This window comes from Porphyromonas sp. C0041D3, from assembly GCF_056590575.1.
The window spans coordinates 1-13,289 of record NZ_JBWPWJ010000002.1 but is presented as its reverse complement, the minus strand read 5'-3'; the positions used below and the strand labels follow the sequence as shown (position 1 = coordinate 13,289).

7 protein-coding genes and 1 pseudogene are annotated in these 13,289 nt (G+C 51.8%); 1 reads left to right on the top strand and 7 read right to left on the bottom strand.

Annotation, left to right across the window (positions count from 1 at the left end; genetic code table 11):
* Window positions 1–141 precede the first annotated feature (141 nt).
* The 7 genes from AC1EKE_RS01305 to AC1EKE_RS01275 form a co-directional block, all read right to left on the bottom strand.
* Window positions 142–2,613, bottom strand: a complete 2,472-nt coding sequence (locus AC1EKE_RS01305) for a heavy metal translocating P-type ATPase (RefSeq protein WP_297126703.1) — start codon at window positions 2,611–2,613, stop codon at window positions 142–144.
* 302 nt (window positions 2,614–2,915) lie between these two features.
* Entirely contained in the window at window positions 2,916–4,007 is a 1,092-nt protein-coding gene (locus tag AC1EKE_RS01300; RefSeq protein WP_297126706.1) for an endonuclease/exonuclease/phosphatase family protein, read from the bottom strand.
* Complete coding sequence (locus AC1EKE_RS01295; protein ID WP_480307693.1) at window positions 3,991–5,430, bottom strand: DUF5689 domain-containing protein; 1,440 nt, start codon at window positions 5,428–5,430, stop codon at window positions 3,991–3,993. Before AC1EKE_RS01295 ends, AC1EKE_RS01300 begins: the two co-directional genes overlap by 17 nt.
* Before the next feature lie 29 nt (window positions 5,431–5,459).
* On the bottom strand, window positions 5,460–8,213 hold the full coding sequence (locus tag AC1EKE_RS01290; protein WP_480307691.1) for a TonB-dependent receptor: 2,754 nt from the start codon (window positions 8,211–8,213) through the stop codon (window positions 5,460–5,462).
* 65 nt (window positions 8,214–8,278) lie between these two features.
* On the bottom strand, window positions 8,279–9,193 hold the full coding sequence (locus tag AC1EKE_RS01285; protein ID WP_480307690.1) for a fimbrillin family protein: 915 nt from the start codon (window positions 9,191–9,193) through the stop codon (window positions 8,279–8,281).
* A 40-nt stretch (window positions 9,194–9,233) separates the two neighbouring features.
* Window positions 9,234–11,270 carry a DNA/RNA non-specific endonuclease gene (locus tag AC1EKE_RS01280; RefSeq protein ID WP_480307997.1) on the bottom strand — a complete coding sequence of 679 codons (2,037 nt, stop codon included), beginning with the start codon at window positions 11,268–11,270 and terminating at the stop codon, window positions 9,234–9,236.
* 466 nt (window positions 11,271–11,736) lie between these two features.
* A complete protein-coding gene (locus AC1EKE_RS01275; protein WP_480307688.1) occupies window positions 11,737–12,567 on the bottom strand; it encodes a PGN_0703 family putative restriction endonuclease in 831 nt (276 codons plus the stop codon).
* Between the two features lie 477 nt (window positions 12,568–13,044).
* On the opposite strand from AC1EKE_RS01275, the pseudogene AC1EKE_RS01270 reads away from it, so the two are divergent.
* Window positions 13,045–13,289: pseudogene (locus tag AC1EKE_RS01270) on the top strand (hypothetical protein); the annotation flags it as partial.

Below are 13,289 nucleotides of genomic sequence, written 5' to 3'. Positions count from 1 at the left end.
TCGTGCAAAAGTAGCAATTAATAGCCTAATGTGTTGCGTCCCCGATTTTGGTTCTTCTTTTCGTGACGTATTAATGCTACCGCAACACACAGAGCCCTATTAGATCCTATTATTAGTAAAACACCTTGATACCAAGGAGGATCACAGTCGCACTGAGCGGAGTCGAAGCGAATTGAGCACCACTAGGACGGAGCTGAAGGCCATCGCAGCGGCTGACACTGCCGGATCGATCACCACAGAGGTGAATAGTCCAGCAGCAAGTGGGATTGCAACAATATTGTAGATGGACGCCCAGAGGAAGTTTTCATAGATGATTCGAATAGTCGACTTGGAGAGATGGATGGCGCGCTCGATAGCAAAGGGAGAGTTGCCGAGGGCTGTCACCTGTGCTACGTCCGTCGCTATATCGCTGCCATTGCCCATAGCAATACTAAGGTCGGCAGAGGCAAGCGCCGGGGAGTCATTGATCCCGTCGCCCACCATAGCAACTACCCTACCATCCTTGCGCAGGTCATCGACATAGCTCTTCTTATCGAGGGGCAGCATGCCGCCCTGAGCCTTCTGAATGCCGAGGGGAGCTGCTATGGTATCAACCCGAGCCTGAGTGTCGCCCGAGAGGAGGTGTAGCTCTACCCCGATCCGCTCTCTCAGTCGACTAAGAGCTATCTCAGTCTCGGGATGCAGCTTATCCTCGAGGACAAGCAGTGCGAGCAGCTCTCCGTCGCAGGTGTAATAGATAAGGGTGCTATCCGGGTGGAGGCTCTCCAGCTGCTGCATATCCTCAGTCAAGTCAGGATCGCCGACAAATCGCCGCTGACCTGCCCGATAAGTCTTACCCTTGTAATCGAAGGCGATCCCTCCCCCAGCAGTCTCCCTTACCTCCACGGGGAGATCCTCCTCCACCCGATGACCGTACCGAGAGACGATCGCACTCGCGAGCGGGTGCGATGACTTCTCCTCCGCTTGCACCAAGAGCGACTTCAGCAGATGGTTGTCCTCTGTGGTCCACTTGGCATCGACCACCTTGGGCTGTCCGATGGTGATGGTCCCTGTCTTATCTAGTACGACATCGGTGACCTTACCCAGCTGCTCCAGAGCGACAGCATCCTTGATGAGGAGACCATTGCGAGAGGCCTTACCCATGGCAACGGTGATGGCGGTAGGAGTCGCAAGCCCCAGGGCACAGGGGCAGGCGATTACCAGGACGCTGATCGCATGATCCAGTCCTCTAAGCCAAGGCTCCGGGGCGTCAGAGCAGAACCCCCAGAGGCAGAGAGTAAGAAGTGCGATGAAAAGCACAGCAGGGACAAAGACCGATGCTATCCTATCTGCAATACGCTGAATGGGTGCCTTACTTGCCTGCGCTCGACGGACGGTAGCAATGATCCTGCCGAGAAGTGTTTTACGCCCCACCTTGGTGGCACGGATGATGGCAGCCCTGCCGACAGAGAGAGAGCCTGAGAAGACCTCATCTCCGGCCACCTTCTCCACCGGGATAGGTTCGCCTGTGATACTGCTCTCGTCAAAGGCACCCTCTGAGAGGAGGATGCCGTCCACGGGTACCCGATCCCCCTTACGTAGCATGACCTCATCCCCTATCCTCAGTTCCTTAATATCGCGACGGACGAAGCTCTCACCCACCATCACCATAGCCTCTTGTGGAGCGAGGGACATCAGCTTGCGGAGAGAGTCAGTAGTCCGTCTCTTGGCTCGCTCCTCAATGTATCGACCGAGGAGGATAAAGGTCATAATCATCCCTATGACATCGAAGTAGGTATGCATCAGCCCGACCTGTGCCGGCTCCTCTACAAAAATGAAGCGGATGGTGCTGTAGAGAAAGGCGACAGTGGTACTTATGGCAATGAGGGTGTCCATCGTGAAGGATCCCTTGGTGAGCTGCTTCATCGCCCTACGCACGTAATCCCCGGCAGCATAGATGTAGATAATTGCTCCGATGGCAAAGGAGAGAATATAGGTAAGCTTAGAAGAGAGACCTATGCTCTCGTGGGTCATCATCAAACCCATGGCAAGGATCGACAGCAAGGCAGTGAGGACCAGCTTACGCAGCAAAAGGCGAAGAGCTCTCTCTTGCGAGCTCATCAGCTCTCTGTCCTGTACTTCTGTGTCCTCATCGATCAGCATATCGTAACCGATGGACCGTACAGCCTCCCGAAGCTTGACTGGAGAGGTCTCTCGATCATCATAGGAGATGAGTGTCCGACCCTCCATCAGATTGACCTCCGCATCGCGCACGCCCTTTGTCTTGAGGAGCCGCTCCTGCACGGCACTTACACATGCGGCACAGTGCATCCCCGTCACGGTGAAGAGTCGCTTCTGTGACACCTCGGGCTCATCGGTGGGGTGAGCAGTGGCACCCTTAGGAGTCGCAGGATCCTCACCGGGCAGCACCAGAGTGTAGCCCGCATCACGCACAGTAGCCTCAAGCTCCTTAGTATCGGTCAGTTCATCATCGTAGGTGATTGAGATGCGACCATCCTCAAGAGAGACCTCTGCAGACTCTACACCTGAGAGCCCCTCGAGAGCCTCACGAACATGCTTTGCGCATCCCTCGCACATCATTCCCTCCACTTGGCATTCTATATTTCGTTTCATACTGCAATTTCTGTATCTGGTTGGTAGGACAAATGTACGATTTTAGCTACATATAGTCAGGAAAAGAGTAGCTCACCGAGACTAAGATGTCGGTGAGCCATGCAGGGCCACTATACTAGACTCAGCCCTCTTTCTAATACCGATATTAGTGCGCACTACTACCGGTATTAGTGTCGACTAACACCGGTAATAGAAATACCTCTGAGGAATAAGGGGATGACACTATATCCAAGAGAAAAAAAGAGTGTACACAGACGATGCGTCTGCATACACTCTTATGATGGGCATCAGGTTGAGCTACCCTACTGCCGTTCCTTGACGAGGTAGGTGATCACAGGGAGGTGGTCGCTGTAGCCATTGATGAAGGTGTTTCCCTCAAAGGTACGGTGCGGTGTCCCCTTACGGCTGCCCTCCTGCCGAATGAGGAAGGAGCGATTGAAGATCTCCACCCTCCAGAAGCTAAGCGACTTCCGAGAGTTGTCAAGAAGTGGCTCGGTGAGGATCATCTGGTCGAAGAGGTTCCACTTTCCTTGATAGGTCAGTGTCCCTATACCTTGGGCGTAGGGCTCCCAGGTGGCATTGAAGAATCCTCTCTCTCCAACCTCCTCGGGAGTACGCTTGGCACCCAGGACTTTGGCGGTACTATTGTCCACCGGATCGTCATTGAGGTCCCCCATGATGATGAGCTTTGCCTTGGGGTTGTCTTTGTATAGAGAGTCCGCGATGTGCTTGGAGAGCTTGGCGGCAGTCTCACGATAGATGCTGGAGGACTTTCCTCCGTAGCGAGAGGGCCAGTGACAGACGAGCACGTGGAAGGGTTCACCGGCGAGCACTCCGCTTACAAGCAGCTGGTCCCGTGTGCGGTAGCCGGGGCGGAAGTCGATCTCAGGATAATGGTAGGCCTTGTAGTCGGTGACCTTGAAGAGCTTGGGGTTGTATAGCAGAGCCGTCTCGATGCCTCGCCAGTCGGGTGAGGGGACATCAATCACCTGCAGTCCCATATCGGCAATCTCCGGACGAGAAACGAGGTCATCGCAGACCCGCTTATTCTCCACCTCAGCGAGACCGATGATAGCCGGTCCGGCGGGGGTCACCTCACGCCCCAGCCGGGCAATCACCGAGGCAATGTTGTGGAGCTTTTTCTCATACTTCGCTTGGGTCCAATTGTAGGGACCGGAGGGGAGAAACTCATCATCCCCCTTGTTGTCAGTATCGTCCTCTGCATCGAAGAGATTCTCCACATTATAGAAGGCGACCGCATAAGCCTCATACTTGGTCTCTGACGTAGCGGTCCGATCACTTGAGTGACGCGAAGAGCCACAAGAGGTGGTAAGTGTGAGGAGAAAGAGAATCCCCACAAGGAGAGATAGCCTTGGCTTAGTTGGCGATATCATAGTTCTTTGTCTTCATTGAGTCTATTGTAGAGCCGGAGCCCTCAGAGATTACCTTGCCACCTCCGAGAGTCTTTAGCTTGAGCTCCTTGATCTCCCACGAGGAGGTCTGACCATCAGGAGAGGTGTACTTAAGGGCAAAGCGGACGGCGCCCTGACCGAGGACGGACTTGGGGAGGTCTATCGTGGTGTCCATAAACTTCCAGCCCTTACCCTCGGGCAGTGTAATGGTGACCGGGGTCCAAGTGGCGGAGGAGGGTGTGCCAGACTTGTAGTCGGTGGAGACGACTAGCTGATGACACTCCTTGATCGTAGCGGAGGTAGCAAAGTTGATTGCCTGCTTGAAGGTCAAGGTCGCAGAGGTGACACCGGTCAGATCAAGGAGCGGAGAGATAAGCCAGTCCTCGTTGGCGTGACCGGTGGTGCCATCGTGACCGCTCATGAAAGCAAAGTGGTCATAAACCTCACCGGTGGTTTTATTGCTCTGGTGCTTGATCCTCCAGGACTGCTCGCCCTTGACGCTTACTGCCACAAAGGGTGCAAGATCCTTACTGAAGGGGGCGTCTAAGATCACCCCCCCGGTCTCGGGTGTCGGCGTATCGCTACCGCCTTTATCTGATGGATCAGGGGGGGTGTTACCGGGCGCAAAGCCGATCACATCCTCACGAGAGCGGAGGAAGAGCTGGTAGTCGTTGCCAAACTTGGAGAGGACCGCAACGATCGAGCCGGTACCCTCAGGTAGCTTGTCGGCAGCAAAGTCGGCATAACCACTATTACGGACAATGATTGATGCGCCCTTGGCGTCAGTAACGAGACGATTGACAGTCTCCTGTGCTGGGGCAAAGGGTTGACCTTTCTGCTCAAAATAGACATTGTCAATGCGGATCAGGCGACCCACGAGATCATCGGTGAGGTCAGAGATCTTGACAGTCTTAGGCTGCACGAGGTCGGCATTGGGCCATCCGTTGGGCAGCATCTTCTTCTTTACGATCTCAAAGGGGATCCGATTTTTCTGAGCTGTGGGATGAGCTATGGACGGCTGACCGCCATACATACTGATCGCAAGACCATGGAGGTCAATGAAGACCTCCTGCCCCACAGGATAGGTCCCGGCGATCTCATTCTGATCGATACTCACAGCGATACCTCCGGTCTCATCCTGGATGTAGATCTGCTTATAGATATTTCCGGAGACGTCGTTGGCCGAGACGACCGCCTTGAGGACATACTCATACTCGATCTCCTTAGAGGTGCGATCAGCGAGGTCAGAGTACTCTCTCTTGAGCTCAGCTATGGTGACATTGGGCGTCAGACCCTCCACCTTAGGCTCAGTGAGGAGCGGTGCATCGTACTTCAGGTCGCTACAGGACGAGATCGTCACGATAGCTGCTGCGGCGAGTGCCAGTAATTTTAGTCCTTGTTTCATATCGTAGTATATCTCGGATTGTCTGGTGATTAAAAGATGTAGCCGGCATTAAAGAAGAGGTTAATGCCCTGCATGTAGTAGTGCTTATTGCCGAAGCGCTCGGGGTATTTCAGATTGACACGTCCCTGCTCGTACCCACCGGTGATGATGTCCCTCCGATTGGTGAGATTCTGGATGGAAAAATTGAGGTTGACCCTCTGACGACCGGGGAGGTAGATGATCTTACCGATGCTTAGATCAAGGGTGTATCCACCCTTGAAGCGCTCCTGAGTGGTGAAGCTCCGGAAGGCTGCATACTCCTCAGGATTATACCCCGGGACGCCCTCGGGGCGCACACCGATGTAACTGGAGGCAAGTCGGCGGATAGGTGCCGGATCTATGTGGTTGTACCCAAAGCCATTGACATTGAAGTTGAGGAACCAATAGTTAACAAAGTAATTGATACCCAGGGTGCCGACCATCTGAGGTCGTCCTCCGATGTACAGATTCTTCATATAGACCCTCTCCTCGCGATTCTCGATCTTACCATTGGTCGAGTTCATAACCCCCATCGGGTCATTGGCGTAGAAATACTGGGAGACAGTACCGACGAGGTCGAGACTGAGTGCGTCTGTAGCCTTGACGCTGATGCCCGCCTCAATGCCACGATGCACCTTCTCCATATCGTATAGGGTGTGGTAAACAAACGTCCGCTCCACATCGTTGTAGTACGCGATCTTACGCATATCGTCCCAGAACTTGGTGTAGAAGAGCCCAAGTCGACCCGTCACTCGAGGAGTCGAGAAGACGTAACTGAGATCGACAGATGCATCACAAACGGGCTTGACATCATCGACAGTGATCTCTGTAACGTTAGGATTGACGTACATATCCCACACTAATGGCGGGCGTGACTGGTAGACGGCATTACCAAGGAGGAAATGGTGTCCACTAAACTTATACGTAAAGCCCACCTTAGCATCCCCGGTGACAAAGCCGTAGGTGCGCCCTCTGCCATAAGAGCTATCAGGGTAGCGACCATTGCGCATATACCCCTCACGGACCATATTCGTGTAGGCGATTCGACCGCCATAGTAGAGGTCCAGGTGAGCCCAGGTATGGCTATTCTGCACCCACGCCTCAGCAGAGTGCAGGTCGTAGCCGTAGTCGTAGCCGAAGACATCTCCCTCATAGACTCTTCTGTCCGCACGATTGAGGTCATTCTGGATCCTGTCGTGATCACCGGGGAAGTCCCGCTCAGCAAACTTATCCACATCGCGAGCATACTGGGCACCCATCAGGTCCTCGACCGTCTGGTACTGTCTTGCCTGACCGAAGCGATACCCTACCCCACCGGTCACCTTGAGGGTAGATGTGATCTGCTTACTTAGGGTTGAGTTGAGAGTGACCTCAAAGAGGTCATTGTTGCGACCCTGTACCATATAGACTGCCGAGCCGTCTCCATTCCGGTTATTCAGCGCATTGATCTGATAGAGCTGATCCCAATTAATCTGAGAGATACGCCTCGACTGCCACAGGTAGCGATAGTAGTCCTGTACGTCGGGTGCTCCTGCAAAGTAGGAGGGCAGATAGCGGTAGTAGTCCGGGCGGGGATCAGCACCACTGAACCAGTCGAGGGAGCTCTTCTGGTAGTGACTGTAGTGGACCCCGAGCGCTGTCGTCCAGCTGGTGAGCATATCGGGCTTCCAGTCGTAGGTAAGTATCGCGGTGGGGTCGTAGGAGGTGACGATGCGAGAGTTGCGCTTCTTGCCATTCTGCCAGCCCCAATTGGGATTATAGCTGTAGCATCCTGCGAGACGGACCGCCTCATCGACGGAGGCTCCCTGCTGACCTCGACGGACCGGCGAGCCAAAGGTGATCAGACTGAGTGCCTGACGCCCCTCATCCCACTGGTACTCTGCTCCGAGAGCATAGGAGAGATTTTTATAAAAAGTGCCCTCCACTACCCCCTCATGGGCATACCGACCACCGAGGAGAGCGGTAAAAGCCCAGCCACTGTCCATCAGACCGGTATTGTAACTGACCATCGTCCGGGCATAGTAATTGCGGTTGGTCCCAGTGAGTGTCAGCTTACCCTCTCGGCTGTAGCTTGAGGGACGCATATTGATATTTTGTGACCCTCCAAGGTCGCCAAAGGAGAAGTCCGATGGCCCTACATAATTGATCACATTACCATTTCTCGTAAGGTCATTGATGGCCCCGATGGAGGAGTAATTGAAGACCCCACGTATTAAGTCATTGAAGGCAACGCCATTGATGTACCGCTGCTCATATCGGCTGTCATACCCTCTATTGCGGTAGCGAAATTGGGAGAAGCGGAAGCCGGCAGTCTTGAGAAAAAGGTCATTGGAGAGGACGACCGTGGGGCTAATCGTCTGGTCGTTGCCCGTCTCTCCCACCTCCAAGGCATCGACGATGCCGATGAGGGACTGATCGGCCTCCATCTTAGTCACGTGCACCCGGAGATCTCCCAAGTCCGTAACTCCATAGTCGGAGATAGTCACCTCAATCCTCTGATCAAGAATATCACTCCCTGATAGGTTCAAGTACTCCACCCCGGTGGAGGGGACGACAAACCTAAATCGCCCATCGGAAGAGGTGATCCACGAGAGACCGCTCCGCTCCAGATGGACACGTATACCGGCGACCGGATCACCACCCTCACTCTCCACTACCCGTCCGATGATGACCGGATCGGGAGACTCCTCCTGCGCCAAGAGCGGAGAGACCCCGGAGACAGTAAGAATGAGCGAGAGTGCCGCTACTAATTTTCGTCTAAACATATATACCTTTTTCTATGATTGGCAGTAAAAGCAAATACTCAGTCAAAACCTCTTTTGTGTGATACTCAGTCGACTGATATGGTGCCGGCGTCAATGATCACGTCCTGCATCGGCAGGATGGTGCCCTCCGAGGTGGTGATCTTGCCGGAGGTGGTATCACCACCATCCGTCAGCTTCAGCTCTATGGTAGTCTGAGTCCCACTCTTGAGCAAGATCTCCTGAGTGATTGGAAAAGTGAAGACATACTCACGGGTGAAGATCCGCAGGGTCATCCCCTTGAGGCTCTGACCCGGGAGGAGATGCAGATCAGCACTCCCGGAGAGTGGTCCATCGGTAGTGATGGACGCAGTGGAGCTACCCTTCTTCTCCCCGATGGTCACCGAGCCATCCCTCACACTGACCATACCTGACAGGGCTACCCCGATCAGCTCCAGTCTCGCACCGGAGAGATCAACGCCCGAGAGACTAATCTTGAGAGCCGAGAGGACGGGATAGAACTCCAAGACTGTCTCAGTCTGATCGGCAGCCACTCCCGTCACAGGGCGAGAGAGGTAGAGGGCAGAGGTGGTTGTCAAGGGGAGATATTCCCCATCTGCAAGCTCCTCGGTGTATGGATAGTAGGCAATCAACTCATAACTCTTACCATCCGGCAGACGAATGCCCGACCTGGCAGCGACGAAGTGACCTCCTAGGGATGTCATCGTAGTATACTTGACATTAGAGACCAGTGTCTTGCTATCAAGAAGCGCTGTGACACCTATGGCATCACGATCGTGCCAGCGAGCGCCAGCCTGCAGGTCGTTGCCCTTGAGAATACCTGTCAAGCGGAGATTGCCGGACCGTATAAGATACGGATCCTCGACATCATCGGGAGCACAGCCTGCCGAGCAGGACTGCGGACCCCGACAGCACGAGGAGAGCCCAAGTGAGAGCAAGCACACTGCGACAAGTAGCGTGTGATAGATCGTGTGACGTGACATATTTATCTATTCGTTTATACTGATTCGGGACGTGATGAGATTACTTCCAGCGGGACTGATCATTTTGCGACTTCACCCCCACTGCCTTATCCTTCGGGAGGTGGGTGAAGAACTGGAGCCCAGTCTGTCGCTCCACCTCAGAGACCGGCACAGAGTAATCACTATACTTCGTACCGGGGAGAGCTTTATTGGGCATAATGAAGCCAATGCTATGCCAGTTGCCCGTAGACTTCTCCTGCCGGAGGAAGACCTTGTATGTGGCATCCGGGACCGGGATCTGCTTCCCATCTTGGTCTTTGGTCATCTGTAGGGGCTCCCTGCTATACACCGGGCCGCAGACTACGTAGAGTGTGTCGTACTTGGAGACCTGCTGAGCCCAAGTGCGCTCCTTACCCTCCAGCTGTTGCCACTGACCGCCATTCTGAGACTGATTCTGAGGAAGCATATTGGAGAAGTAGAATGTTGTCTCATTCAGAGGTCTGGAGGCTGTTCTCGACCCGCTAGACAGCATATGTCCTCGAGACAAGCCACGGGTTTTATAAGACTTGGAGAGGTTAGGCTGAATGGATCTCGAGAGATCAGGATCGTAGTCCCAGCTATTGGACCGCTTGGTATTTCCTATTACACCTGGATACATTGGGAAGGCAACGTACCTGGGACTACGATACTTTGTATCAAAGAGAATGGAGTAATTCCGCCTCGTGCCACCGCCTCCGTCAGTAAACCATGCATCGGGCGCCATATGGCGAACAAATAGGGCATGATCCAGCAGTCTGGCACTCTGTGCCACAGCCTCCTCTCGATACTGCGCTACCACACCGGGGCGGACATTACCAAGCGGGTCATTGGGGTCGACTCCCGGCGTGGGCTCATCCGGATCTGTGGGATCGATCCCGGGAGTGGAGGGATCAATAGGTACTGCATCCTGATCCTTGACGGTGAAGTCACCACCGGGGTTAAGAGGGAGGATTTCCCCCGCACTCGGGTCAATCGGCACTCCACTGGAGGGCTCATCTCCCTCCTTGATCGAGGGTTCCATATCAGCCGGAGCGAGAGGGTCGATGCCTGCACTGGGATCTATTGGCACGCCACCACCCTCACTATCCTTGACAGATGGCTCTACCGGTGAGGGCTGGACAGGATCAATCCCGGCACTCGGGTCAATAGGCTTAGCGCCATACTTTGGGTCATACGGATCGTAGCGCTCGCCCTTCAGCCCGTCCGGCGTCAGCACGATAGGACCCTCGGGAGCCTCTTGAGACAATTCACCAGGTCCTTTGGTCTCGAGTACATAGAGTCCGCTCCCACTACCGGAGAGGGTCAGGTGGTAGGTAGCCATTTCGCCCGCCTTCCCCACATAAGTAGAGGGACGCCACCTTACTGTGCGCCCACCAAAACTTAAGGTCACAGCCAGATCGCCATAGTTAATGCCCGGCACCACCACAGCTGCAGCCACAGCTTGAGCGCGACGACCTCGTACAGCGAGATCAAGTGTACCCCTCGCACCCTGAGACTGGAATTGGTCTGACACCAGATCAAAGCAAGCTGAGAGAGGAACATCAGCAGCCTCGACAGCCAGATGCGACAAGTTACCGAAGTCCGGCGATGCAGTGATTACTAATTGCAGAAGAGCATTGATACGCTTAAGGGTAACCCTCGGCTCCGCCACCCAAGTAACGTCGGAGAGCTTCCCATAGAAGTAGTCGGGAGCCTTTCCTTGCGCCTGACCTGCATAGTTCATCGGGATCTGTCCCTGCGAAGCCTCTGCTGTGTACGGATAGTACGCGATGATCTCAAGAGGGGACGATGGCGATCGATGGACTGGTGATGTGGAGAAGAAAACACCATCTCCCGCACTTGAAGTATATAGGATATTGTCATCCAAGACCACACCATCCGAGAGTGAGAAGATTCCCATCTGATCATTTTTCTGCCAAGTAAGAGCTACCGATCGGAAGCTTGCCTTGTAGCGCAGCTCGTACGGCTGTAGAAGATCATCTCCCGTTTCTCTATGCGTGCATGAAGCCCACAAAACCAAAAGTGCCACAAAGGCTATGCTCAATCTTGGGAGAGTCATGTAGTCGGTCAAATTCCCTTTCATTGATTTATGGTGATAATCTTTTTTTGAGATGACAACACTTAGTGGATAACCAAAGATACCCAATATCAATTCCTTGACCAAAAAGCAACCAGAGGGGGGAGGCTTCTGAGTGGCACAGAAGGGCTAATTCGCATTTTGATGTGCTCCCTCAGTAATTACTTGTATAATTGCTATGCCTTAATAGGGTGTTAGATATTGTCATTCATTTATTTACGACAAGATAAAGGTAACAATTTCTAACGACAAAGGGTGAGAAATCGAAAGATAACTCACCCTTCTTTTTTTGCCCCTCACTCAGCTTGCGGAATCTAGGGCACTAAAAGATCATAGGCAGTATTCCAAAAATTGAGTAATGCAGAATGCTTATTTGAACTGCAAAAGCACTTTTTTCGCTTTATTTCCTATAAATAGGACTCATAAGACAACTCACCTAGTTTTGCAATCAGTCTATTCCGCTGATATATTTCTCATGGAACTCTGTATAGTGTGCCATTAGCTTACAATTATCTAAATACTCACTTAGTATAGTATTGCATACATCTTCTACATATAAGACCTTGACCTTATCTGCAAAACTAGGAAGAAGAAATTGTTTTGAAGCTTCGACTTCTATAGTTAAATCTCGACGAAAGCGAGGAAAAACAAAGTATACGAAACTATCTGGATCACTAACCATACGTACATTTCTCCACAATTGATATTTATCAAAGAATATGTTCCTCGCATACGGCCTATACTCATCTTTTAAAATTATCCTCATCGGCTCATTATAGTATATATTCCACCTTTCATCATTATGTTGTGATTGACTTTTAGTTCCTATAGTTTTTTCCGTGAACTTTACTTCAAGATAGAACTTTTTATCCCCTGACTCTACGTAAAAGTCAATCTCAGAAAAGTCCATTTCTTTCTTCTCAAACTGATATACCAAAGCCTCACTCTGTACTTGATCTTGGATATGTGGTATTACTGTTGATAGGATTCTTTCCACACATAACGGACCAAACAGATTGAGTGTCATTGCTTGTGATGAATTTAAGTTAGCAAAGCCATAATGTCGCTTTATATTCTCAGACTTCAGCAAACCCAAAATATCGTTTTGATACCCTCGATCAATAATATTCTTATCTGCATCATTTTTAGGCAGAATATGAAAGTAATATCCTTTTCCATACTCTCCTTTTTCAGTCCCAAACTCACTAATTCTTTTGACTCTATACCTCTCAAGGTGTTGAAGCACTTTATCCCTGCAATTCATAATTCCAAGTTTCACAAACGGCTATTGCTAAATTATTTTTTGTATGAAAGCATATTTTCATTACCACGAATGTACTCTTTTATTTCTTTATTCACAACTTTTGCTTGTCACCTCAATTCCGCAGGCTGAGTTTTTATTGCTTTAGTCGGGTACTTATTGATTGTTTTTTCTTGTGTCCCGACTTTTTAGCAGACCAAAAGCTGTGGTGCAATAGAAAAGTACACACATAGAGGAGAAAAAATGAACAACAAGAATGAAGCGAAAAAGTCGGGAGAAACCTCTCGGAAGAGCAAAAAAACGGGTCTGAAACAGAGGAGCTACGACGACAAATTCAAATTAAAAGTCTTGCGCGAAATGGTTTGTACGGGCGAGACACTTGCGTTACTAAGTAAGCGTCACGATCTTAGATTCCGCAATCTACGGCTAATTCGCATTTTGATGTGCTGGGAGTGGAAAAGAGCTTACCTTTATTGAGGAGACAATGGATGATAGATGAGGAAGTTGTTAAGAGGCTATGGAAACAGCAGAGATAAGGGAGCTGATATCGGCTTTGTCCCGGAGGAGATCCTTCGGGACTTCGAGCTGAAGGAGGTGAAAAAGGAGTGCGGGGTTTACCGACTCTATATGGACGAGAAGGACGATGAGAGCCATTATCCTCCTGAGCTGACGGAAGCCAAGGAGGTGGTCCGATGTGGCTACATGAATCCCTGCGAGATCCAGACTTTTCCCATAGCCGG